Raw genomic sequence first — 24,246 nt, forward strand, 5'->3', positions numbered from 1 at the left:
GGTCAGGAGACAAGCGGCATGGTCGCGGACCCACCCGTCGTCGAGGCGACCGGGGTGACGAAGCGGTTCGGTTCCACGGTGGCCCTGCACGAGGCGGCCATCAGGATCGACCGCGGGCAGACCCACGCGCTGGTGGGGCGCAACGGGGCGGGCAAGTCGACGCTGGTGTCCGTCCTCACCGGACTCCAGGCGCCGGACGCGGGCGTCGTCACCTTCGGCGGCGAGCGCGCCCCCCGGCTCGCCGACCGGGACGCGTGGCGGCGACGGGTGGCGTGCGTCTACCAGAGGTCCACGATCATCCCCGAGCTCACGGTCGCCGAGAACCTCTTCCTCAACCGGCACGACCGGGGTCGGGGCGGGCTGATCCGCTGGGGGACGGTCCGCCGCAAGGCGCGAGAACTGCTGGACACCTGGTCGGTCGACGTGGACGTGCGCGTCCTCGCGGGTGACCTCGACGTCGAGCGGCGGCAGTTCCTGGAGATCGCCAGGGCCCTGTCGTTCGGGGCGCGCTTCATCATCCTGGACGAGCCGACCGCCCAGTTGGACGGGGCCGCCATCGCCCGGCTGTTCACCCGGATCGAGGACCTCCAGCGGCAGGGCGTCACGTTCCTGTTCATCAGCCACCACCTCCAGGAGGTCTACGAGATCTGCGACACCGTCACGGTGTTCCGCGACGCCAGGCACGTCCTGACCTCTGCGGTCGGAGACCTGCCGCGGGCGGAGTTGATCGCGGCCATGACCGGCGGAGCGGCGGGGGCCGGTGCCGCGCGCCGCGGTCCGTCGGCGGAGGCCCCGACCGTGCTCGACGTGTCGGGCGCCTCCCTGCGCGGCTCGTACACCGACGTGTCGTTCCACGTCCGCGCCGGTGAGGTCGTCGGTCTCGCGGGCGCGGCGAACAGCGGCCGCGTCGAGGTGGCGGAGACCGTCGCGGGCCTGCGCGCCGCCACCGCGGGCACGGTGGAGGTCGACGGTTCACGGCCCGTGCCGGGCAGCGTTCCCGCCGCGCTGCGGGCGGGCGTCGGCTTCGTCCCGCAGGACCGGCACCGGCAGGGCTACGTGGCGCAGATGTCCATCGCGGACAACGGGACCCTGACCATCCCGGACCGGCTCGGCCCCGCGGGTCTCATCGACGGCCGCCGCCGCGACGGGTTCGCCCGGTCCATGATCGAGAAGCTCGCGATCAAGGCACCGGGACCGGAACTGCCGGTGTCCGGTCTCTCCGGCGGGAACCAGCAGAAGGTCGTGATGGCCCGCGCGCTGGCGAACGACCCGAAGCTGCTGGTGCTGATCAACCCGACGGCCGGTGTCGACGTGCGGTCGAAGGAGTTCCTCCTCGGCAAGGTCGAGGAGGTCGCCGAGTCAGGCTCCGGGGTGCTCATCGCCTCCGACGAACTCGACGACCTGCGCCTGTGCGACCGGGTCCTGGTGGTGTTCCAGGGCCGCGTGGTCGCCGAGATCCCCCGCGGCTGGCACGACCACCAGCTCGTGGCCGCCATGGAAGGAGTCGACCTCGATGGTTGAGACCAGGACCGCGCCCGGCACGAGCAGCCCGAGCGCCACCGGGGGCGGCAGGCGGCTCGCCCTCGCCCGGCTGCGCGACCTGGCGCTCATCCCCGCCATCATCGTGATCGCGATCGTCGGCCAGTTCGTCAGCCCGGTCTTCCTGCGCGGCGACAACCTGGTCAACGTGTTGCAGACCATGTCGGAGATCGCGGTCCTGGTACTGGCGCAGACGCTCGTGCTGGTCGTCAAGAAGATGGACCTCTCCCTGGAGTCCACCGTCGGTCTCGCCCCCGGCGTCGCGGCCTGGCTCACGGTGCCCGTCGGCGCGGGCCACGGTCTCGGCCTGCTGCCGGGCGGCTGGTCGGTGCCGGTCACCCTGGCGGTCGGGGTGCTCGTCGGCGTCGTGAACGCGCTGTTCATCATCCGCTTCGGGCTCAACGGCTTCATCGTGACGCTCGGCATGCTGATCGTGCTGCGCGGCGTCCTGACCGGGATCTCGGGTGGCCAGACGTTCTTCCGGCTGCCGGGGTCGATGCTCTACCTCGGCACCGCGCAGTGGCTGGGCGTGCCCGCGTCGGTCTGGGTGTGCCTGCTGCTGTTCGCCGCGGGGATCGTCGTGCTCGGCTTCACCAGCTTCGGCCGGTCCCTGTACGCGATCGGCGGCAACGTGGACGCGGCGAAGGCGGCGGGCATCCGCACCGACCGGGTGCTGTGGATCGTGATCGTCACCGCGAGCGTGCTCGCCGCGCTCGCGGGCCTGATGCTCTCCGGGCGGCTGGCGTCGGTGGCCTCCGCACAGGGCGACGGGTACATCTTCACCGTGTTCGCCGCCGCCGTCATCGGCGGCATCAGCCTCAACGGCGGCAAGGGCACGGTCTTCGGCGCGTTCACCGGCATCCTGCTGCTGTTCATGATCCAGAACGTGCTCACCCTCGCGGGCGTCCCGGCCCAGTGGATCGGCGCGCTCAACGGCGCGATCATCCTGATCGCGCTGGCGCTGTCCCGCGTCACCGGGGGCAAGGTCCAGGATTGAGGGACCACGATTGCTAAATGTTCGCGTCGGACTTTAGCTTTTCCCCGAAGCGAAGAATGGCAGGGTGGCTTTGGGACAAATCGATTCACGCTGCCCGGAATATCCTGTCACGCCTTGACCGATCTCACCAGATCGGCCACAGTCTGATGTACGCGACAGGCACGGCAACGGCTTGAGCGCACCACTCCACCCCTTTTCCCCGCTCCTTTTCCACCACCCGATTTGTTAGCGCTAACACCACTCGTGACCGCGGTCGGCCGAGTGCTGCCGCGCCACCGTTCCGCGCCTCGACGAGGTGCACGCCCCTGTCCGGGTGCACCCGCAGACCGGTTCGGTGCCCCGAAATCCCCGCGGGGCACCGGACCGCCCGACTCCCAGGAGACGTGATCACGTTGTCGAGGAACGATTCCCCCACCCGCCGGACAGCGGCGGTCGGCGTCGCCGTGGCGATGACGGCGGCGGCCGTGGCGCTGATCGGGTCGCAGCCCGCCTCCGCGGCCGCGGGGTGCCGGGTGGACTACTCGGTGGGGTCGGAGTGGCCCGGCGGGTTCGGCGCGACCGCCGCCGTGACGAACCTCGGCGATCCCCTGAGCGGGTGGCGCCTCTCGTGGACGTTCCTCGGCGACGAACGGATCTCCCAGTCGTGGAACGGGACGCACACCCAGTCCGGTGCGCAGGTGACCGCGACCAACGCGGCGTGGAACGGCGACCTCGCCACCGGTGGCACGGTGTCCTTCGGCTTCAACGCCACCTCCAGCGCCCGCCCCACCGCCCCGTCGACGTTCACCCTCAACGGCGTGGTGTGCACCGGCTCGACCGCACCCACGACCACGACCACGACGACCACTCCCGTCGATCGACCCATGGTGGACAACAACTTCGCCGTCACCCGCGAAGGCGCGTACGGCGACAACCGCTTCACGGTCTTCCGCCCGTCCGACCCGCGGGCCGTCGGCCGCGCGCTGCCCGTGCTGGCCTTCGGCAACGGCGCCTGCGCGCACACGAACAACAGCGAGGTCACGCGGGCGTTGACGTTCATCGCCTCGAAGGGCTTCGCCGTGGTGGACATCGGATCGGTGAACGGTTCGGCCAACGGCCTGCCCAGCGGCTCCCCCATCCCTTCCCTGCTGACCGACGCGATCACCTGGGCCGAACGGGAGCAGCAGCGCTCCGCTTCCCCGCTGGCGCAACGGCTCGACCTGGCCAAGGTGGCCACCGCGGGCCACTCGTGCGGCGGCCTGGAAGCCCTCGTCGCCGCCCAGGACCGCCGGGTGTCCGCCGTGGTCTCGCTCAACAGCGGCTTCTTCGCCGACGGCTCCTTCGGTTACCCCCGCTCGGAACTGGCCAAGCTGCACACCCCCGCGCTGTTCATGGACGGCGGTTCCTCGGACGTCGCCTACGCCAACAACCAGGCCAACTACGACCTGGCCACCGTTCCCGCCGTGCTGGCCAGGCAACCGCAGGCCGGACACGGTGGATTCATCTCCGGCAACCAGACGGCCGACGGCATGACGACCGTCGTCCAATTCCTGGACATGGTGCTCAACGGCAACCCCGCGGCGCGGTCCTACATCCTCGACCCGTCCGGACTCGCCTCCAGGAGCCCGTGGACGGTCGCCAGGAAGAACTTCTGACCCGATGTCCGATGTGCGCGGAACGAAGGAGTCGAGCGCGTGAAGTCCACCATCAGCCTGTTGCTCGCCGCGGTGACGTCGTTGGTCGTCGGCGGCATCGTCGTCACCACACCGGCACCCGCGTCCGCGGCGTCGTTGACCGAGGTCGCGAACTTCGGCGACAACCCCGGCGGGATGCGGATGCACGTCTACGCACCGGATTCCCGTCCGGCCAACCCCGCGATCGTCGTCGCCATGCACGGCTGCGGCGGCTCGGGACCCGGCTTCTACTCCGGTAGCGAGTTCGCCTCGGCGGCCGACCGGCACGGGTTCGTCGTCATCTACCCGAGCGCCCAGCAGGAGGCCGGGTTCGGCAAGTGCTTCGACACGTGGTCCGCCGCCGCCAAGCGCCGCGGCGGCGGCAGCGACCCGGTCTCGATCACCTCGATGGTGACCTACGTCCAGCAGCGCTACGGCGGTGACCCGAACCGGGTCTACGCCACCGGGTCGTCGTCCGGCGGCATGATGACCAACCACCTGCTCGCCCTGTACCCGGACGTGTTCAAGGCGGGCGCGGCGTTCATGGGCGTCCCCTTCGACTGCTTCGCCAACGCCGCCGACTACCCGCCCGGCAGCAGCCGGTGCACCGGTGGCGGAGGCGCGAACCGCACCCCGCAGCAGTGGGGCGACTCCGTCCGGCAGGTCTACCCCGGCTACACCGGCCCCCGTCCGCGCGTCCAACTGTGGCACGGCACCAACGACACCCTCGTGCCGTACGCGCTGCTGCAAGAGGCGATCGAGCAGTGGACCGACGTGTTCGGCCTGAGCCAGACTCCGACATCCACCGACACCCCGCAGACGGGGTGGAACCGGCGCCGCTACGCCGATTCGTCCGGCACCACGCGGGTCGAGGCGTACAGCGTCCAGGGCGCCGGGCACAGCCTCCCCTCCGCCGGCATGGCGGCGCGGGCCGTCGCCTTCTTCGGGCTGGACGGCACCGGCACGACCACCACCACGACGACCACGACCACCACGCAGCCGGGTACCGGTGCCTGCAAGGTGACGAGCACGGTCAACGCCTGGAACAGCGGCCTGACCGAGAGCATCACCATCACCAACACCGGCGGCACCGCGGTCAACGGCTGGGCCCTCGTGTTCCCCCTGCCCAGCGGGCAGTCCATCACCTCCGGCTGGAACGCCACCTACTCGCCGTCCTCGGGACAGGTCACGGCCCGCGACGCCACCTATAACGCCGCGATCCCGCCCAACGGCTCCATCGACATCGGCTTCCAGGCGAGCCACGACGGCACCACCGCGAAACCCTCTTCGTTCACGCTCAACGGCCTGCTCTGCGCCACCACCTGATCCTCCGCGCGGGCGCCGGGGCCGACCGGCGTTTGCGCCTCCTCGCGGCGGGGCAACCCGGCGGTGTCCCGAGCCGCGAGGAGAGGTGCGCCGGTGTCCCTGCCAGCGAACGGCGAACTGCTCGCCGACCGGTACGAACTGGCCGACGTCATCGGGATCGGCGGCATGGCCGAGGTGTACCGCGCCTGGGACACCCGCCTGCGGCGGTTCGTCGCGGTCAAGCTGTTCACGGCGAACGCCGACCTCGAGGACACCCGTCGGTTCGACAACGAGGTCCGCATCCTGGCCGGGCTGTCCCACCCCGCCCTGGTGTCGGTGTACGACGTGGGCACCGCGGGGCGCACACCGTTCGTCGTGCTGCGCCTGGTGGACGGGCGCACGCTGCGCCACCGGATGTCCGACGGGCCGCTGCCCGTCGACGAGGTCAGGTCGCTGGGGGCCGCGGTGGCCGACGCCCTGGCCCACGTGCACGACCGGGGCGTGGTCCACCGCGACGTGAAACCGTCGAACATCCTGCTGGACGAGGGCGGCACCCCCTACCTCGCCGACTTCGGCCTGGCCCACTCGGTCGGGAGCACCCGGTTCACCCGCACGGGCCTGATCGTCGGCACGGCCGCCTACCTGGCCCCGGAACAGGTGCGCGGCGCCGAGGTCGACTCCGCCGCCGACGTGTACGCGCTCGGGCTGGTCCTGCTGGAGTGCCTGACCGGCAGGTGCGAGTACACCGGGAGCGACGTCGAAGCCATCGTGTCCCGACTGCACCGGTCGCCGGTCGTCCCGGAGGGCCTGCCCGCGGACTTGGCCCGTCTGCTGGAGCTGATGACGTCGCAGTCCCCCGCCGACCGCCCCACCGCGCGCCTGTGCGCCGACGTCCTGCGCACCGGCCACCCCACCGCGCCGTTCACCGCACCGGCCCGCCGGTCCCCGTCCCGCCGGAACGCGCTCGTCGCTTCGGCGGCGGGCCTGCTGGGAGCCGTGGGCATCGGGTGGGCCCTCCTGCCGGGTTCCGCTCCGGCCGTGTCGGAGCCCCCCGCGGCCGTGACCCCCGCCGTCGCGGCCGTCGAATCGACCACGGCGGCACCCGAGACCACGGCGCAGTTCGCCGCCGCCCCCGAGACGACTCCCGTCGTGGCGCAGCAGCCGGCCCAGGACGCGGAGGAGCCCGCACCCGCCCGAGCGCCGGAACCGCGCGTCCACGCCCCGGCACCCGCGCCGGCCCAGCCGCACGGGCCGGGTGGGGCGAAGTCGCCCGCGCACCCCGGTCACGCCAAGAAGGCCAAGCCGTAGGCAGCCCGGAGCGGTGACCACAAAACGTTGTTCAGCGCGCCGACGACGAACCTGAACACCCACTTCATCGCTTCACTCGGGAAAGCCCGTGCCACGTCCACCGTCCCTGGCACGGGCTCCCCCGAGAAGAGGAGATCCAGTGGCACGAAGAGCTGTCGCGCTGGTGCTGGCCTGCCTGCTGGTGGGAGCGACGACCCCTGCGCACGCCGCGGCGGGCGACCAGCGGGGGCGGGTGAGGCCGGGCGACCCCAGGACCGTCACGCTCGTCACCGGCGACGAGGTCGTCCTCGACGGTGACCGGTTCGTCTCGGTCACCCCCGGCGCACACCGGCAGGACGTCTCGTTCCAGGTCGTCCAGCACGCGGGGCGCGTGCGCGTCGTCCCCTCCGACGTGCTGGGGATGGTGGCCGACGGGCGGGTGGACCAGCGGTTGTTCGACGTCACCGGCCTGGTCGAGGCCGGGTACGACGACGCGCGGCGCGACACGGTGCCGGTGATCGTCTCCGGTGGCCGCCCACCGTCGGGCGCGCTGGTGGCCGACGCGCTGCCGACCGTGGACGCGGTGGCGGCCGAGGTGCCGAAGGCGACCGGCTGGCAGGACCTGCCCGAGGGCACCGGGAAGGTGTGGCTCGACGGGGTCGCCCGCCCGCTGCTGGACCGCAGCACCGCCCAGATCGGCGCGCCGGTGGCGTGGGCGGCGGGGCTGACGGGCGCGGGCGTGACGGTCGGCGTGGTCGACACCGGCGTCGAGGGCGACCACCCCGACCTGGTCGGCCGGGAGGTCGCCGGGCGCGACTTCACCCGCGAGCAGGACGGGATCGACCACTACGGCCACGGCACGCACGTCGCGGCCACGATCGCGAGCCACCGCGCGCCGTACCGGGGCGTCGCCCCGGACGCCCGGCTGCTCGACGCCAAGGTCTGCGACGGCGAGGGCGCCTGCCCGGAGTCCGCGATCATCGAGGGGATGCGGTGGGCCGCGGAGCAGGGCGCGGACGTGGTCAACATCAGCCTCGGCCTGACCGCCACCGAAGACGTCGACCCGGTGGAGGCGGCCGTGGACGCCCTGTCGGCGAGCCACGGCACGCTGTTCGTCGTCTCGGCGGGCAACGCCGGGGAAGGGGGCTCGGGCACGGTGCTGTCCCCCGGCACCGCCGACTCGGCACTGACGGTCGGGGCGGTGGACCGCGACGACTCGCTCGCCCGCTTCTCCAGCCGAGGCCCGCGGCCACCGGACGGCGCGGTCAAACCCGACCTCACCGCGCCGGGCGTGGAGGTCGTCGCGGCCAGGGCGAGCACCGGCGCGCTCCCCGGCACGCCCGCCGACCAGGAGCACACCAGCCTGTCCGGCACGTCGATGTCCTCCCCGCACGTCGCGGGCGCCGCGGCGCTGCTGGCGCAACAGCACCCGGACTGGAACGGCACGCGGCTCAAGGCGGCGCTGACCGCGTCCGCGCGGCCGAATCCGGGACTGGGCGTGTTCGAGCAGGGTTCCGGCAGGGTGGACGTCGCCGCCGCGCTGTCCACGACGGTCACCAGCGAACCGACGTCGGTCGCGCTCGGCCGCCAGGAGTGGCCGCACGACGACGACGTGCCCGTGGTGAAACCGTTGCTCTACCGCAACGACGGTGCCCAACCGACCACAGTGGACCTGGAGGTTCGGGGACGCGGGCCGGACGGCGCGGAACACCCGGTGTTCTCGGTGTCCCCGGCCAGGATCACCGTCCCGGTGGGCGGCACGGCCGAGGTCGCCGTGACCGGTGACGCGCGGCAGGGACCCGTGGACGGCGTGTACTCGGGGACGGTGGTGGCGAGCACCGGCGGCACGGAGGTGCTGCGGACACCCGTCGGGATGAACCGCGAGGTGGAGAGCTACCCCGTCACGTTCGACCACCTCGGCGCGCCCGAGGGCGGGAGGTCCACGGTCGTGACCAACGTGGCCACCGGCGCGTCCACCTACCTGCGGGGTGACAGCACGCGGCTGCCCAGGGGCGACTACCTGGCGCAGGCGCTGCTGGGGCCGCGGGGAGGCCCGCACACCATCATCACCAGACCGGACCTGCGGGTGGCCGGACCGGCGCGCGTGGTCCTCGACGCGCGCTCGGCGGGACCGCTGGAGGTGGTCTCACCCGACCCCGCGGCGGTGGCAAGCGCGCACAGCCTGGTGGTCGAGCGCAGGGTCGGCGGGAAGACCACGGCCGTGACCGTCGCGCACCCCGGCGGCTTCCCCGCGGGGACGCGGGTGGGCCACTCGGGACCGTCGCTGCCCGCCGGGGAACTGGACGTGTTCGTGGCCGCGGAGTTCACGAGTCCGGCCGCGGCCTACTGGCTGGGGTGGACCGAGCAGGGCCGGGTGCCCGACGGGTTCGTGCGCAGGCCGCGCGGATCGGACCTCGCGCGGGTGCGCACCACGATCGGCCTCGAACCGCGGGGGCAGCGGCAGACCGTCATGGACATCATGGTCTCCCGCTCCGGGGCGTTCGGCCCCGCCTTCCTGGCGGACGTGCCCGCCGGCCGCACCGTGACGAGGTACACCACACCGGACACCGCGTGGCTGCCGGTGTTCTCCTCAGGAGGGACCTTCATGGTCGGGGACGAGGAGCGGTACCGCGCGGGCCGGACCTACGACCGCTCCTTCGGCGCCCCCGTCGTCGGACCGGTGATGTACAACGACGGCTACCCCAGCCTGACCCGCACCGGCGACCAGGTCCTGGTGTCGCTGCCGATGTTCGGCGATCGGGAGGGCAACCAGGGCTACTCCCCCGTCACCTCCGCGCGGACGGCCCTGTACCGAGACGGGCGGCTGGTGGGCGAGAACGACAGCAGCGGGTACGGGGTGTTCACCGTGCCACCGGGGCCGGGCGCGTTCCGGGCACGGGCCGAGGTGACGCGGTCGACGGACGTGTCGGACCTCAGCACGCGCGTCGCGGTGGACTGGACGTTCCGCTCCGGCACGACCTCCGGTGAACGGCGGCTGCCGATGTCGGTGGTGCGGTTCACCCCGGAGCTGGACCGCACGGGCAGCGCACCGGCGAACCGTCCGCTGAGCGTGCCGCTCGTCGTGGACCAGCAGCCGGGTGCGGACAACCCGCCGTTGCGCCACTTCCGCGTCGAGGTGTCCTACGACGATGGTGCGAGCTGGACGGGCGCACCGGTCCTGGGGCGCACGGCGCTGGTGGGCAACCGGGCGGCCGCGGGGACGTTCGTCTCGCTACGGGTGCGCGCCACCGACGACCGGGGTGGCGAGCTGGACCAGACCGTGATCCGGGCCTACCGGCTCGGCTGACGGACCGCGGTGGGCGCCGGGCGGAGCGAAGAGGCTCCGCCGGCGCCGTCACGGGCACAGCGGTCGTCGTGGCACACCGGGGAAGTGCGCGTCCCAGTCCACGTCGGCCGGGTCGGCGCACACCTCGCGGATCACCCGGTCGACCTCCACCGCGAGCCGCCACAGCGCTCCGCCGCGCGTCGGCAGCACCAGCAGCTCGCCGCTGCCGGGGTCGTAGCGGGCGTCGCCGAACTCCACCCCCGGCCCGCGCAGCGACAGCGGCTCCCGGCCACCGTCGAGGTCCCACAGCCACACCGAGTCGCGGCGCACGGCGGTGACTGCGCCGCCGTCGCGGGAGAACTCGACCACGGCGTCCCCCGCGACCCCGTCCGCCTCCAGCAGCGTCCTGGGCCCGGCCGCGACGTCGAGCACGGTGACGTGCCCGCCGTCGAGGTCGGACACGGCGAGCCTGCCCCGCGGCCCGGCCACCACGACCAGCCGGGCCGCACGGCTGAGGACCTGGGTGGTCCGCCCGTCCAGGAAGCGCACCTCCACGGCCCGGCGGTCGCCGTCACGGCGCACCACGACCACACCGGTGCCGTCCACCAGCGGCACGGCGCTCTCGACCTCACCACCCGGCAGGCGGACCCGCGTGGTGTCGCCGGGACGCCAGTGCACCGCCTCGCCGTCCTCGACGGCGGTCATGAGGGTGCCCGCTCCGTCGACGCCCAGGGGCATCGGCCAGCCCGTCATGGTGGCGGTCCTGCGCGGCGCGTCCGGATCGCCGATGTCCCACAGCTCGAACTCGTCGGCGCGGACCGTCGTGAGCGCGGTGCGCCCGTCGGCGCTGAGCAGGTACAGGTAACCGCCTGGCGGCACGTCGATCCTGCCCGCCCGCCGCCGGTCCGCGCCCTCGCCGACCCAGAGGCGGTAGGCCGCCGCCGTGGACTCGGCGTCGACCTCGTTCGTCACGACGACGACGCCGGGCACCCGCGCGTAGCCCTCGCCCAGGGTGGTCGCGGTGCCCGCAGCGCGGGCGAGCAGGATCGCGTCGCGGGCACGGGCGGTGGGTGCCACGCGGTACGCGGCCAACGCCAGCGCGGCGGCCTCACGCGGGCGGGTGAGCTGCCCCAGGGCGGTGTCGGCGGCGCGCGACGACAGCGCCTGGTTGCGCTCACGGGTGGCGGCGCGCTGGGCGGTGACGGCGTAGGTGGCGGTGGCCGCGAGCAGCAGGACGAGCACGGCGAGGCAGGCGACGAGCCGCCGCAGCCTGCGCACGCCCCGCCTGCGGTGCGCCTCCCGTTCGCGCTCGGCGGTCGCGCTCGCGTCGACGAACTCCCGTTCGGCCGCGTTGAGGCGCGGTGCCAGGCGGCGCGCCTGGTCGAGGTGGACGCCGCGGTACAGGACGTCGGGGTCCCGGTCGTGCGCGCGCCAGGTGTCGGCGGCGACGGTCAGCCTGCGGTGGGCGCGCAGGGATTCGCGGTCCTCGTCGAGCCAGCCCACGAGCCTGGGCCACGCGCGCAGCAGCGCCTCGTGGGTCAGCTCGACCGTGTCGCGGTCGAGGGTGACCAGCCGGGCCGCCGCGAGGCGGTCGAGGACCGCGCCACCCGCGTCGAGTTCCGCGCGGACCACGCGGCGACGGGTGTCCCCGGTGCCGTCGCCGGGGGCGACCAGTCGCTGGAACACCTCCCGTGCCGCCTGCTTCTCCTGGTCGGAGAACGCGTCGTGGACCTGGTCGGCGGTACGCGCCAGTGCGTGTTCGACGCCGCCCGCGTCCTCGTAGGCCGCGAGCGTCAACACCGATCCACGACGCCGCCGCCACGTCTCCACCAGCACGTGCGAGGCCAGCGGCAGCGCGCCGGGCCAGCCCGCGACGTCGGCGACCAGCCGTGCCACCAACGAGTTCTCCAGGGAAACGCCTCGCAGGGCGGCGGGTTCGACGACCGCGCGGCGGAGCTGCTCGGCGCTCATCGGACCGACGAGCGACTGCGAGCGGTGCAGCGCCTCGACCAGCTCGGGGTGGCGGGCGCAGTGGCCGTAGAAGTCGGCGCGCACCCCGATCACGACCCGAGCGGCCCCCGCGCCGTGGGTCAGCGCCCGCACCAACCACAGCCGGTCGGCCTCCTCGCAGAGCGTGAACGCCTCCTCGAACTGGTCGACCACGAGCAGCAGACCGTCCCCGGCCTGGCGCAGCAGCACGCGCAGGTGTTCGGGATCGGCGGCGAGTTCGGCCCGCACCTCGACCGCCGACCGGTGCCCCGCGAGCGCCGCGGCCAACTCGGTGATCGGGTCCGGACCGGGCGTGATGACCACGTGCTCACCCCACCGCGCGGCCAGTCCCGCCCTCAGCAGCGAGGACTTGCCCGCGCCCGACGCGCCGAACAGCCCGACGAAGGGGCGTTCGCGCACCAGCGCGAGCAGCCTGCCCGCGTCGGCCTCACGACCGAAGAACCGCTCGGCGTCGGCGACCTGGTAGGCCGCCAGCCCCACGTAGGGCGCGTCCCCGTGGTCCGGCTCCTCGACGGCCAACTCCCGCCAGCGGGCCGTCCACCCCTCGACGTCTCCCCCGCAGGCGCGGACGAACGCCCTGGTCACCGCCAGGCTGGGCAGCCTGCGTCCGGCCACCGCCTCCGACAGCGCGGCAGGCGAGTAGTTGGCCAGGCGTCCCAGCTCCCGGTAGGACGGCAACCCCGCGACGCGCCGCAGCCGCCGCAGGTCCTCGGCGAACCTCAGGACCGGGGTGTCCTCCCCGGCCAGCGGACGTTCCAGGCGTGGCACACCTCGATCCTCCCGGAGGACGTCCCGGCCCACGGCCACCGTGCGGACCAGTCGAGCACGGCACTCGGGCGCCCGCCGCGCGGTGAACCCCGGCCGCCGGATACGATCCGCGATCTCCAGGGAGGTCGACCATGCGCGACGACATCGACAGCGAATCCGACCAGTTGGGCCCCGAGGACACCCTCGTGGACCGCGGCGTCGCGGACGTCCTGGACGAGGGCTACTCGCCCGCGGAGAAGCCGTCGAGCTTCTACGACGGGCACGAATCGCTCGACGGCCGACTGGCCCGCGAGGTCCCGGACGAGCCGCTCGACACCGAGGGCGACGGCATCGGCGACGCGTCCGACACGGACGGCGAGCGCTACGACGACGAGGTCGGCGAGGTCCGGGTCGGCAGGCTCGTCGCGACCGACGAGGGTTCGGGCATCGACACCGACGAATACCTCTACGCCCGCGACGTCGGCATCGACGGGTCCGCGGCGTCCGCCGAGGAAGCCGCCGTGCACGTGGTCGCGGACGATCCGGAGTCGTAGCCCCGAATTAGCTGTCCCCTGGTGGGAGCAGAGGCCTTCACGCCCTGCTCCACTTCGCTTTGCCCGGATGACCGCACACGGTGCAACCGCCTGTGTCCTCGGTCACACACGAGCATCCGCCCAGCGGTGGTGATCGTGTTGAAAACCATGTGGCACAGCAGAACTCCGAGAGATGATCACGACGTGGTCGGCCGCTGACGTCGAACCCGGTGACGCTTTTCAGACCGCGATAGCGATGTGACGACTTCCGACGCGCCCGAGTGAATTCCATTCTGGCGAACTCGCCGAAAGCGCGAGAACGTCGGCGCGATTTCCACTGCCGACACCATTCCATTTGCACGAATAACACCTGATAGGGCGATGTCGTGCTGCAAAAAATACCCCTCGACCACGCTGGGAGCAGCTCGCTCGTCGTCGCACCGCGAACAGGGTTCGCGGGCGACGAGCACGACCGTTGGCGTCGACGCGCGCTGGTCCTGGTGTCGATGATCGCCGCGGCGCTCCTCACAGCGCTGGTGTTCGTGGTGCGCGCGGGCGGTGACGCCGCGGCCAACTGGCCGGTGAACTGGGAACTGTGGTCCAGCGACAACGGGGTGCTCTTCCAGTTGCTCCAGGACGTCGCGGCGGGCCGCGTTCTCGACTGGAGCTTCTCACCGCAGGTCTACGTCTTCCCCGAGTTGCCGGTGAGCGCGCTCGCCTTCGTGCTCGCGGGCGGCGACGTCTACGCGTACTACCTGCTCGTCGCCGCCATCAACAACGCGCTGCTGTTCGGCGCGCTCCTCCTCGTCGTGCGCCTGCTCTTCCCCGGCGCGCGCGTCACGGCCCACCTCGCCCGCGCGGCGGTCGCGTGGCTGCCGCTCGTGATCCTGCCGCTCGTCGGAACGGCGTGGATGTTCTCGTTCCACCTCGCCCCCACCTACTACTTCGGCATGTACCTCGTCCTGCTGGGAGCGCCCGCGCTCCACCTCGCGCGCTCCAGGCGCGCGCGGCGGGTGATCGCCTGCGCGATCGCGCTGACGGCCGCGTCGAACCCGCTCGTCCTGGTGTTCGCGGTTCCGGCGCTCGTGCTCGTCGGGGTGCTCGTGGCGTGGCGGTTCGGCCGTCGCGCGATCGGGCGCCCGGCGTGGTGGCTCGGAGGGGTGCTCGGCGCGGCCTTCGTCGTCCGGGTGGTCGCCTTCACCGGGTTGCAGGGCACGTCGCCGTTCACCTACGTCGACCTCGACCTGTTCCGCGCACGGCTCGACGGGGTGTGGCCGCACGCCGCGGATCCGCCGGGAAACCTGATCCTCCTCGCGGGCCTCCTCGCCGCCGTCGGGTGCCTCGTGGGCGCGGTGCTCGCAGGACGGCTCTACTGGCGCCGCCGGGAACCGCGCCACCTCGTCGCCGTCTGGTACGGCCTCGTCCCGCTCGTGGGGCTCGCGGGCACGATCGCGCTGCTCATCACGCACCAGTACTACCTGTGGCCGGTGCTCGTGGCGCCGATGATCTTCCTGCTGCTGGCCGTCCCGTTCCGCGCTGCGCCGTGGACGCTCGCCACCGGACTCGTCGCGCTCGTCGCGCTCGTGGTGACGACCTCGTCATTCGGCGACGAGGGGCGCTACTTCGGGCACCGCTCTGCGGAGACCAGGTGCCTCGACGACGTGCTGCCCGTCGGTCACGAGATCGGCTACGCGACCTTCAGCGACGCGCGTCGGCTGTCGCTCACGAGCGAGCGCGGCATCCGGTTCATCCCGCTCAAGTCGAGCGGGGTCCAGGCGACCTGGCTCACCAACCTGGACTACCTGCACGCCGACACGGGCACCTTCTTCTACCTCAACGAGGTCTGGGGTGAGCCCGTGATCGACAAGGACCTCATCACCCGTTCCTTCGGCGCGCCCGACCAGGTCCTGGGTTGCGGCGACCGGCTGGCGATCTGGCTGTACGACGATCCCGCCAAGCTCGCGCGCATCACCGGGCACTTCCACGTCCGTCAGCGGTAACGCCGACCCTCACCGGACAAGATCCGGATCAGGGCGGTGGAAAGCGGTTGCAGCGGGTTAGGCTCGGAGTGGCAACTCTCCGACAGGCACGGTCAGCGCGGACCCGAGGGAGCTATCGAAGTGGTCGAGACGCACGACATCGTTCGCCCGCCCGCCGAACTCAGCGCGGCACTCGCGGCCATCGGCAGCGCGACGGCCAGCGCCGAACTCAGTCGCATGGGCATCCGCAGCGCGTTCATCCGCGGTCCGGTCTCGGTGACGCCCGGCGTGCGCGTGGCGGGCCCGGCGTTGACGTTGCAGTTCCTGCCGAAGCGGGAGGACCTCTACCCCGTCGACGAGTACGCCGAGCCGGAGAAGCAGTTGCACCGGCACGTCATGTACCACGCCCAGCCCGGCGACATGATCGTCGTCGACGCGCGCGGCGACATGGCCAGCGGCGTGTTCGGCGAGATGATGCTGACCTACTTCAAGGGTCGCGGCGGCGCCGGTGTGGTCGTCGACGGGTGCCTGCGCGACATCGGCGAGGCCAAGGAGCTCGGCCTCGGGCTGTGGATCCGCGGTGCCACGCCGAACTTCCACACCCAGACCGACATCGTCCCGGTCGCCGTCAACGTGCCGGTGGCGTGCGGCGGCACGCTCGTCGAGCCGGGCGACATCGTCGTCGCCGACGACGACGGGGCGGTCGTGGTGCCGGTCAAGCTCGCACCCGCCCTGCTCGCCGTCGCGCAGGAACACGCGGAGTGGGAGGAGTTCTCCCGCATGCGCCTGGCCGAGGGCGGCGACCTGCGGCTGTACTACCCGCTGTCGGACGAGGCCCGGCCCGAGTACGAGCGGTGGCGCGCCGAGCAGGGCCCGGCCTGACGGGCGGTCTCAGCTCCACAGCCGGTCGTGGCTCGCCTCACCGTCCCAGTGCGTCGTCTCGGCGAAGAACACCGGGTCGCGCGGGTCGAGGTGGCGGCGCAGCAGTTCCTCGTCGATGTCGCCGAACCCCAGCCCCGGCGTGTCCGGCACCGCGATGTGGCCGTCCTGGATCAGCGGCCGGGGCAGGTCGGTCACGAGGTCGCTCCAGAACTCCACCTCGGCCGCGTGGTGTTCGAGCGCCAGGAAGTTCTCCGTGGCGGCGGCCAGGTGCACGCACGCCATCGTCGCGATCGGCGACGCCGCCAGGTGCAGCGCCATCGCGACGCCGCGCTCCTGCGCGTAGTCGCCGAGCCGCTTGGTCTCCGCGATCCCACCCGCCGTCGCCGGGTCGGGGTGCACGACCCGGATGGCGCCCGCGTCGAGCAGCGGCCGGAAGCCGTCGAGCAGGTAGATGTCCTCCCCCGTGCACGTCGGGACGGCGACGGCCGCGGTGAGCTGGCGCCACTGGTCGGTGAGCTGCCACGGGATCAGGTCCTCGATCCACGCCAACGTGAACGGTTCCAGCGCACGACCGATCCGGATGCACGAGTCCAGCGCGATGTGGCCGAAGTGGTCGGCGGCGAGCGCGATGTCGTAGCCGACCACGGAGCGGACGGCGTCCACGTAGGACGCCAGGTGGTCGACGCCCTTCGCGGTGACCTGGATGCCGGTGAACGGGTGCATCGTCGTCAGGTCCGCGCGGGCGCCCGGCGGCGCGATCAGCGCCCCCGGCACGTCCCACAGCAGGTTGATGCCCACGTCCATCTTCAGCATCGTGAACCCGCGCCGCTTGCGGTCCAGCAGCCGCGCGCCCATCGCGTGCGGGTCCGGCAGCGACGGCGTGTCCGCGTAGCAGCGGACCTCGTCCCGGAACCGGCCCCCGATCAGCGCGTACGCGGGCACGCCGTACGCCTTGCCCGCGAGGTCCATCAGCGCCATCTCGACGCCGGAGACCCCGCCGCCCTGGCGGCCGTGGAACCCGAACTGCTTGATCTTGCGGAAGATCTTGTCGACGTTGCAGGGGTTCTCGCCGACGAGCCTGCTCTTCAGCATGAGCGCGTAGGTGGCGCTGGCCTGGTCGCGCACCTCCCCGTAGCCGACCAGGCCCTGGTTGGTGTCGATCCTGATGATCGACGAGCGGAACGGCACGCCGGTCACGTTGGCCACCCGCAGGTCGGTGACGCGCAGGCCGCTCGGCCGGGACGCTGTCGAGACGTGCTCCTCCGTGACCGTCGGGGTCTCGCCGTTCTGGTTCATCCCTTCACGGCTCCCGCGGTGAGGCCCTCGGTCAGGAACCGCTGCCCGAACCCGTACATGAGCACGACCGGGATGCTGATCAGCAGCGAGGCCGCGGCCAGTTGCCCCTGCGGCACGACGTCACCGAAGATCATCGACTGCATGCCGACGGGCAGCGTCTTGTAGTCGTCCTTGGTGATGAACACGAACGCGAACAGGAACTCGTTCCACGCGTTGGTGAGCGTGAACAGCGCGACCGCGAGCAGGCCCGGTTTGGCCAGCGGCAACACGATCCGGATGAACGCCCCGAACCGCGTGCACCCGTCGACCAGCGCGGCCTCCTCCAGGTCGGCCGGGATCGACTTGAAGTAGCCGACGAGCAGCCACGTCGCGAACGGCAGGGTGAACGTGGGGTAGGCGAGCACGAGCGCCCACAACGAGTCGTTGAGCCCGATCCCGCTCATCATCTGGTACAGCGGGATGAACAGCAGCGCGCCCGGCATCACGTAGGTGAGCAGGATCGTCACCGTGAAGCTCTCCGAACCCCGGAACTTCAACCGCGCCAACGCGTAGCCCGCCAACGCCGCGCAGACCAGGGCGATCACGGTGGACGCCACCGACACCAGGATCGTGTTGACGTACCAGGTACCGAACGCCCGGCCGGTGAACAGGTTGGTGAACTGCTCGGTGCTCCACGGCGTCGGCCAGAGGTCGTTGGTGCGCGCCACGATCTGGTCGTCGGACTTGAAGGCCGTGACCGTCATCCAGTACAGCGGGGCGAGCACGAAACCCAGCAGCCCCACCAGCGCGATCCCCGTCCCGGTGCCGCTGACCAGACGCGCGGCGAGCTGGTTGCCCCGCGCGGCGAGCGTGGAGACGACCCGTCCGACGGCGGCCGCGAGCACCACGAACACGCCCAGCACGAGCGCGGCCTTCCACACGATGTGCGGCGACGCCCAGACCAGGATGAGCGTCGAGGCCACGACGACCACCCACGGCAGCGCGGCGCGCTGAGCCGGGGTCAGCCGCCTGCGCCCCAGGTCGCTCGCGCCCGGCACGTCGCCGCGGCGCATCATCCGCACGAGGATCACCACGAGGATGGCGATGACCGGCATCATCACCAGCGTGACGGCGGCGCCCGCGCCGAGCTGCAACTGCTGGATGGCCTTCGAGTAGGCCACCATCACGTACGGGGCGGTGGCGTCCCCCGGTCCGCCCTGGGTCATCAGCCAGATCAGGTCGAAGTTGTTGAACGTCCAGATCGACGACAGCAGCACCGTCACGATCATGATGTTGCGCAGCCCCGGCAGCGTGATGTGCACGAACCGCTGCCACGGCGACGCCCCGTCCACCATCGCCGCCTCGTAGAGGCCGCTGTCGATGGCCTTGAGCCCGGCGAGGAACGTCACCGTGAAGAACGGGATCCCCTTCCACACGTTGACCAGGATGACCGCGGGCATCGCGAGCGCGGGGTCGGACAGCCACTCCGCGGGCCACTTGTCCACGAGCCCGATCGCGGCGAGCGCGGGCCCGATCCCGGAATCGGTGAGCAGGACGTTGACGCTGCCGAAGATCGGGTCGAACAGGGACCGCCAGGTGAAGGCCGTGACGACCGTCGGCACCACCCACGGCAGCAGGATCACCCCGGCGATGATCGCCCGGCCGCGGCGCATGTGGTGCAGCATCATCGCCGCGATGAGACCGAGCGTCACCTTGAAGATCTCGGCGTACGCGGTGAAGACGAACGAGTTCAGCACGCCCGTGTGGAACACGGTGTCGTCGAGGAGCGCGGTGTAGTTGTCCAGCCCGACGAAGACGGTCTCCGCGCCGTGGCGTTCCGTGGTGCTGGTGAAGACGGAGCTGACGATGGGGTACAGGATCAGGCCCGCGACCAGCAGCAGCGTCGGCCCGATGAACACCGCGGCGAGGCGCCAGTCGCGTCCGAGCAGCCGCTGCGACGTGCTGAGCGAGGACGACGCGCGCGGCGCCGGACGAACCGGCGCCGGACGCGGACGCACGACGGTCACTGCTTGTACCCCTGCTGCTCGAAGACCTGGACGATCCGGGCGTGGGTCGAGGCGACGGCCTCGGCGGGCCGGGTGCCCTGGATGACGGCCTGCATCATGTCGGTCAGCAGGTAGGCGGCGGTGGCGGCCTGCTCGCCGGGGCTCGGGGCCTGGGGGAACGAGTAGCCGGTCTTGGTGGTCACCGGGAGCTTCGTGCGGGTCTGCTCCCGCAGCGCGGGAAACGCCGGATCACCGCTGGTGTAGTACGGGTCGGAGTCCCACACCTTCTCCCACGAGGGGTTCACCAGGCACGGCGCTCCCTTCGCGACACCGAGCAGCGCGCTCCCGCTGACCATGAACTTCGCCACCAGCTTGGCGAGGTCGGGGTTCTTCGCCCCCTTGAACACGACGAACGAGTTGGACTCGCCGAACGCGAGCGGCTTGTCGATCGCCGGTCCGGTGGCGCCGTTGAACGGGTGCGTGTTGGCGTAGACCGGGTTGTTCTTGGTCTTCGAATCGGCGTAGACGCTGAACTGGTTGAGCGTGAGCCCCAGGATCTGGGCCAGCCAGTTCTCGTTGTTGCTCGAATCGGTCCAGCTCCCGATCCCCGGCGGCAGCATCGGCGCGTACTTCGGGTTCGTGTAGATGTCGCCGATGAACGTGACGGCGGCGACGGTCTCCGGCGAGTTGAACACCACCTTCGTGCCGGTGTTGTCCGCCATCGCCCCGCCGTAGGTGTTGATGACGTTCGCGATGAAACCGTTGGCGTCACCGGAGCGGTTCACCGTGAGGCCCCAGCCGAAGCGCCGCTTCGCCGGGTCGGAGACCGCCAAAGCGTTGTCGCGCAACTCTTCCCACGTGTAGTGCGGCTTGAGCGGGAGCCCCTTCTCCTGGTACCAGTCCTTGCGCAGGTACATCGCGGACGCGATGAAGTGGTAGGGGATCGCGAACCAGCGCCCGTCGAACACGCAGTAGTTGGTCGCCTCCGTCGCGGGCTCCCCGTAGAGCTTGCGCATCTCCTCGACCACGTCGGTGACGTCGGTGAGGGCACCGAGGTTGTGGAGCTGGCCGACGAACCGCCGGTCGCTCACGAACGCGAGGTCGCGGTTCGTGCCCGCCTTCACCTCGGAGTCCATCTTCGCGACCATGTCGCCCGCGTCGCCGGACACCAGGTCGTTGCCGACCGTGGTTCCGGTGGCCTGCGCGAACACCTGCAACGACTTGTCCAGCGCCTTGTTCGCGGCCTCCGCGTACAGCTTCTGCGAGAGCATCCCCACCGACCCGCCGCGGAGCGAGGCCGCCTGGTCGAGCAGCGCCTGCGGCACCTGGACGTCGACCTGCGGTGTGGGCGCGGGACTGCCCCCGCACCCGGTGAGTCCGAGCACGCCGAGCGCGCTCATCCCCAGGAACGTGCGCCTCGACCACTCCGTTTTCTCTTCCATGACCACTCCTCTCGCGTCCGATCGAGCGGACGCGTACCGACGGGGCGACGTTGCAACCGGCGGTACAGCGAGGTGAGCCCCTCGCTGCCGGGTCTATCACGCGGCGAAGGACGCCGAGCTGCTGATGCGTTGCCCTGGCAGCCCGTCGAACAGCCCGGTCGAGCCGCGGGGCCGCCACAGCGGTACCGGGCCCGCGCCGGGCACGGGGTCGAGCGCCAGGACGGCTGTCTGCTCCGCGGAGTCGAGTGCCCGCTGGACGACCAGCGCGTTGGCCACGCTCTGCGCGACGCTGCCGACCGGGCGCACTCCGAACTGCACGGCGTCGGCGAAGTCGACGAGTTCCGCGCGGTAGCCGTTGTCGATGCCGCGGAAGACCGTCGTGTGGGTGGTGGCGTCGGGGCTGCTGCGCGTGACGCGGCGCTCCGACTCGGATCCGGCCAGCACGAGCACGCCCTCGGTGCCGTACAGCCGCATGTCGTTGATCTCGGGAGGTATCGGGATCTCGGGGTAGGACGCGGTGTAGCTGCCGATGGCGCCTCCGGTGAAGACGAGGGTGAGCGCGAGGTCCGACGGTGAGTCCATCGTGCTGTTCGCCGCCTGCACGGCACCGTGCACCCGCGCGATGTCGCCGCAGAGCAACCGGATCTGGGCGATGTGGTGCACGCCGGCGTCGAGGTGCACGCCACCGCGGTACCGAGGCCGCTGCCGCCACGGCGTGCTCGCGAACACGCCCTCGCGGGGCACCATCGTGCCGGCGTGCCGCCACGCCATCAAGTGCGGACGACCGATCGCGCCGCCGTCGAGCAGCGAGCGGGCGTAGCGCAGGTCGTCGCGGTAGAAGAAGTTCTCCCCCACCACGAAGGTCCGGTCCGGATGCCCCGCCGCCAGCGCGAGGAACGCCTCGGCCTGTTCCGCGTCGACGCCCGCGGGCTTCTCGCAGAGCACGTCCTTGCCCGCCTCGAGCGCGTCGCGCGCCACCTCGTACAGGTCCGGGATCGGGACCGAGATCAACACGGCGTCCACGTCGTCACGGGCCAGCAGCGCGGCCCGGTCGGCGGCGGCCCCGGCCGGATCGGCCCCGCTGTAGTCGGCGAACCTCCTGCTCTGCTCGGCGGACCGGTCGGTGAACGCGGTGACCGCGTACCGGTCGGCCAGCCCGCGCAGCGCGGGCCAGTGCAGCTTCTCGACCGCGAGTCCGGTGCCGATCAGCCCTAACCGGATAGGCGGGATCGCAGGTGCCGCCATGCCTCGTCCGTCCTCGTCATCGGTTCCGGATCTGGTTCGTGCAGTGCGCTAGCGCCGCCGGGCGGCCCGTTTGGTCTTCTGCTCCTTCTCGGCGAGGAGCGTGGAGTTGTTGGCCAGGTGCTTGCGCATCGCCGCGCGCGCACGGTCCGGGTCGCGCGCCACGAGCGCCTCGTAGATCTCCGTGTGGTCGGTGGTTGCCTTGCGCAGCGCGGCGGGCGCCTCGTTGGTGATACGACGGCTGGCCGTGCCGAGCCAGCGGGCGGAGTACATGATCCGGTCGAGGATGCGGTTGTCGGCCGCCCGGCAGATCTCCATGTGGAACTCGTGGTCGACCTCGAGGTAGGCGTCGGGGTCCGACTCCAGCGCCGACATGCGGTCGACCTCGTCCCTGAGCCGGTCCAGCGTCTCGTCGGTGACGCTGGCCGCGGCCATCGCGGCGAGTTCGGGTTCGAGCAGCACGCGCATCTGGTCCAGTTCCCGCAGGAGTTCGGTGACGATCTCCTCGGGCAGCCACTCGACCAGCAACGGGCTCAGGTAGTCCCACTCCGCGCGGGGGCGGACGACGACGCGGCGGCCCTGCGCGACGTCGACGATGTCGAGCGAGGCCAGGATCTTGAGCGTCTCCCGCGCCACCACGCGGGACACGCCGAACTCCTGGGCGATGTCGAGTTCCGACGGGGCCGGGCCGTCCTCCAGCCCACCGCTGACGATGCGCCGGGTCAGGTGTGCCGCCACCTGCACCGGGAGGGTCCGGACCTTGACAGCGTCCGGAGACTCTTGTCTCCTTTGCATGTCATCAGCTTATCGGACAAGCTGGGCATCGCGACAGTCCGTAAACGTGCGCAACCCGGCGGGGGAGAGCAATGCGGATCGTGAACGTCACAACGGCGGTGGTGGCCTACCACGGTCAGGCCACCCTGGTTCGGATCGACACCGACGAGGGCATCAGCGGGTTCGGCGAGGCCAATCCCGACGCGGGCGCGGGCACGGTCGTCGGGATGATCAACTTCCTGGCGCCGCTGCTGATCGGCGAGGACCCGCGCAACGTCGAGCGGTGCTGGGAGAAGTTGCGCCGCAACAAGGTCTTCGCGGGCCCGCAGGGCGGGGTGTTCGTGATCGCCCTGTCCGGGATCGAGCTCGCGCTGTGGGACATCGCGGGCAAGGCCGCCGGGCAACCGGTCTACCGGATGCTCGGCGGGAAGTTCCGCGACCGGATCCGCCTCTACGCCGACTGCGGCGACGGCGACGACCCGGCGGGCTCGATCGCCGGGTGCGTCGACCGGGCCCAGCGGATGGTCGCCGAGGGCTTCACCGCCATCAAGTTCGACATCGACAACCTCCACCACCCGGCCAAGTTCGACGCCTTCAACCACACGGTCAACGCCGCCGAGCTGCGGTCGATGGTCGAGCGCGTGGCGGCCGTCCGGGAGGCGATCGGCCCGGACGTCGACCTCGCCATCGACCTGCACGCCCGCTACGACGTGCCGAGCGCGTGCCGGATCTCGTGGGAGCTGGAACCGTTCCACCTGATGTGGCTGGAGGAACCGCTGCCCGCGGAGAACATCGACGCGCTCGTGCGGGTGCGGGAGCAGACCCGCACGCCGATCTGCGCGGGCGAGAACCTGTACCTGCGCTGGGGGTTCCGCGAATTGCTCGAACGCGGTGCCGTGGACGTCATCGAGCCGGACGTGCCGAAGTGCGGCGGCCTGGCCGAGGCCAAGAAGATCGCCAACCTGGCGGAACTGCACTACATCCCGTTCGCGCCGCACCTGGTGTCGACGCCGCTGGGCACGATGGCCACGTCGCACCAGTGCGCGGCGATCCCCAACTTCCTCGTCCAGGAGTGGCACGCCCTGGAGGAGCGGGCGGTGTGGGACAGCTACGTCCACGCCCCCGACGGGAGCGGTTCGATCGTGAAGGACGGCTACATCACGCTTCCCGACACCCCCGGCATCGGCGTGGAACTCGACATGGACGGCGTCCGGGCCCACGCCGTGGCGGGCTACGGGGTGTTCGAGTAGGTAGCGGAGCCGGTGGGCGCGGTGCGCGGCTCCACGCGCA

Annotated in this window: 16 protein-coding genes; 10 read left to right on the top strand and 6 right to left on the bottom strand. The window is 71.7% G+C overall.

Annotation, left to right across the window (positions count from 1 at the left end; genetic code table 11):
• The first annotated feature begins 18 nt into the window (after nucleotides 1-18).
• From NZH93_RS09355 to NZH93_RS09380, 6 genes are all read left to right on the top strand, one after another.
• Complete coding sequence (locus tag NZH93_RS09355) at nucleotides 19-1,521, top strand: sugar ABC transporter ATP-binding protein (protein WP_259622572.1); 1,503 nt, start codon at nucleotides 19-21, stop codon at nucleotides 1,519-1,521.
• Complete coding sequence (locus tag NZH93_RS09360) at nucleotides 1,514-2,536, top strand: ABC transporter permease (protein WP_259622573.1); 1,023 nt, start codon at nucleotides 1,514-1,516, stop codon at nucleotides 2,534-2,536. The genes NZH93_RS09355 and NZH93_RS09360 overlap by 8 nt, the downstream gene beginning before the upstream one ends.
• A 383-nt stretch (nucleotides 2,537-2,919) precedes the next feature.
• The gene (locus tag NZH93_RS09365) at nucleotides 2,920-4,170 is read left to right on the top strand and encodes a cellulose binding domain-containing protein (protein WP_259622574.1); all 1,251 of its coding nucleotides are present in this window, start codon (nucleotides 2,920-2,922) and stop codon (nucleotides 4,168-4,170) included.
• A 39-nt stretch (nucleotides 4,171-4,209) separates the two neighbouring features.
• A complete protein-coding gene (locus tag NZH93_RS09370) occupies nucleotides 4,210-5,514 on the top strand; it encodes an extracellular catalytic domain type 1 short-chain-length polyhydroxyalkanoate depolymerase (protein ID WP_259622575.1) in 1,305 nt (434 codons plus the stop codon).
• Between the two features lie 93 nt (nucleotides 5,515-5,607).
• Nucleotides 5,608-6,801, top strand: coding sequence for a serine/threonine-protein kinase (locus NZH93_RS09375; protein ID WP_259622576.1), 1,194 nt, complete (start codon nucleotides 5,608-5,610; stop codon nucleotides 6,799-6,801).
• 139 nt (nucleotides 6,802-6,940) lie between these two features.
• Nucleotides 6,941-10,087 (top strand): S8 family serine peptidase, encoded by a 3,147-nt coding sequence (locus NZH93_RS09380; RefSeq protein ID WP_259622577.1) that lies wholly within the window; start codon nucleotides 6,941-6,943, stop codon nucleotides 10,085-10,087.
• 48 nt (nucleotides 10,088-10,135) lie between these two features.
• Here NZH93_RS09380 and NZH93_RS09385 read toward each other — a convergent pair whose 3' ends face one another.
• Nucleotides 10,136-12,844 carry an nSTAND1 domain-containing NTPase gene (locus tag NZH93_RS09385; protein WP_259622578.1) on the bottom strand — a complete coding sequence of 903 codons (2,709 nt, stop codon included), beginning with the start codon at nucleotides 12,842-12,844 and terminating at the stop codon, nucleotides 10,136-10,138.
• Nucleotides 12,845-12,975: 131 nt separating this feature from the next.
• On the opposite strand from NZH93_RS09385, the gene NZH93_RS09390 reads away from it, so the two are divergent.
• From NZH93_RS09390 to NZH93_RS09400, 3 genes are all read left to right on the top strand, one after another.
• Nucleotides 12,976-13,377, top strand: a complete 402-nt coding sequence (locus NZH93_RS09390) for a DUF5709 domain-containing protein (RefSeq protein ID WP_259622579.1) — start codon at nucleotides 12,976-12,978, stop codon at nucleotides 13,375-13,377.
• Between the two features lie 365 nt (nucleotides 13,378-13,742).
• Nucleotides 13,743-15,356: a hypothetical protein gene (locus tag NZH93_RS09395; RefSeq protein WP_259622580.1), complete on the top strand. Its 1,614-nt coding sequence runs from the start codon at nucleotides 13,743-13,745 to the stop codon at nucleotides 15,354-15,356.
• A 120-nt stretch (nucleotides 15,357-15,476) separates the two neighbouring features.
• Nucleotides 15,477-16,217, top strand: coding sequence for a ribonuclease activity regulator RraA (locus NZH93_RS09400; RefSeq protein ID WP_259622581.1), 741 nt, complete (start codon nucleotides 15,477-15,479; stop codon nucleotides 16,215-16,217).
• 9 nt (nucleotides 16,218-16,226) lie between these two features.
• On the opposite strand, the gene NZH93_RS09405 is transcribed toward NZH93_RS09400, so the two are convergent.
• From NZH93_RS09405 to NZH93_RS09425, 5 genes are all read right to left on the bottom strand, one after another.
• Complete coding sequence (locus NZH93_RS09405; protein ID WP_259622582.1) at nucleotides 16,227-17,513, bottom strand: mandelate racemase/muconate lactonizing enzyme family protein; 1,287 nt, start codon at nucleotides 17,511-17,513, stop codon at nucleotides 16,227-16,229.
• Complete coding sequence (locus tag NZH93_RS09410; protein WP_259622583.1) at nucleotides 17,510-19,519, bottom strand: ABC transporter permease; 2,010 nt, start codon at nucleotides 19,517-19,519, stop codon at nucleotides 17,510-17,512. Before NZH93_RS09410 ends, NZH93_RS09405 begins: the two co-directional genes overlap by 4 nt.
• The gene (locus NZH93_RS09415) at nucleotides 19,516-20,940 is read right to left on the bottom strand and encodes an ABC transporter substrate-binding protein (RefSeq protein WP_259622584.1); all 1,425 of its coding nucleotides are present in this window, start codon (nucleotides 20,938-20,940) and stop codon (nucleotides 19,516-19,518) included. Before NZH93_RS09415 ends, NZH93_RS09410 begins: the two co-directional genes overlap by 4 nt.
• Nucleotides 20,941-21,036: 96 nt before the next feature.
• Nucleotides 21,037-22,185, bottom strand: coding sequence for a Gfo/Idh/MocA family protein (locus NZH93_RS09420; RefSeq protein ID WP_259622585.1), 1,149 nt, complete (start codon nucleotides 22,183-22,185; stop codon nucleotides 21,037-21,039).
• 48 nt (nucleotides 22,186-22,233) lie between these two features.
• On the bottom strand, nucleotides 22,234-22,977 hold the full coding sequence (locus NZH93_RS09425) for a FadR/GntR family transcriptional regulator (protein WP_259622586.1): 744 nt from the start codon (nucleotides 22,975-22,977) through the stop codon (nucleotides 22,234-22,236).
• Between the two features lie 71 nt (nucleotides 22,978-23,048).
• On the opposite strand from NZH93_RS09425, the gene NZH93_RS09430 reads away from it, so the two are divergent.
• Nucleotides 23,049-24,206 (top strand): mandelate racemase/muconate lactonizing enzyme family protein, encoded by a 1,158-nt coding sequence (locus NZH93_RS09430; protein WP_259622587.1) that lies wholly within the window; start codon nucleotides 23,049-23,051, stop codon nucleotides 24,204-24,206.
• Nucleotides 24,207-24,246: the final 40 nt, after the last annotated feature.

The organism is Umezawaea endophytica (genome assembly GCF_025061645.1).
Classification (GTDB): domain Bacteria; phylum Actinomycetota; class Actinomycetes; order Mycobacteriales; family Pseudonocardiaceae; genus Umezawaea; species Umezawaea endophytica.

Excerpts from the sequence above, each read along its gene's own strand:
- NZH93_RS09415 (WP_259622584.1), bottom strand. The coding sequence starts at position 20,940 with ATGGAAGAGAAAACGGAGTGGTCGAGGCGCACGTTCCTGGGGATGAGC.
- NZH93_RS09420 (WP_259622585.1), bottom strand. The coding sequence starts at position 22,185 with ATGGCGGCACCTGCGATCCCGCCTATCCGGTTAGGGCTGATCGGCACC.
- NZH93_RS09425 (WP_259622586.1), bottom strand. The coding sequence starts at position 22,977 with ATGCAAAGGAGACAAGAGTCTCCGGACGCTGTCAAGGTCCGGACCCTC.
- NZH93_RS09430 (WP_259622587.1), top strand. The coding sequence starts at position 23,049 with ATGCGGATCGTGAACGTCACAACGGCGGTGGTGGCCTACCACGGTCAG.
- NZH93_RS09390 (WP_259622579.1), top strand. The coding sequence starts at position 12,976 with ATGCGCGACGACATCGACAGCGAATCCGACCAGTTGGGCCCCGAGGAC.
- NZH93_RS09405 (WP_259622582.1), bottom strand. The coding sequence starts at position 17,513 with ATGAACCAGAACGGCGAGACCCCGACGGTCACGGAGGAGCACGTCTCG.
- NZH93_RS09355 (WP_259622572.1), top strand. The coding sequence starts at position 19 with ATGGTCGCGGACCCACCCGTCGTCGAGGCGACCGGGGTGACGAAGCGG.
- NZH93_RS09360 (WP_259622573.1), top strand. The coding sequence starts at position 1,514 with ATGGTTGAGACCAGGACCGCGCCCGGCACGAGCAGCCCGAGCGCCACC.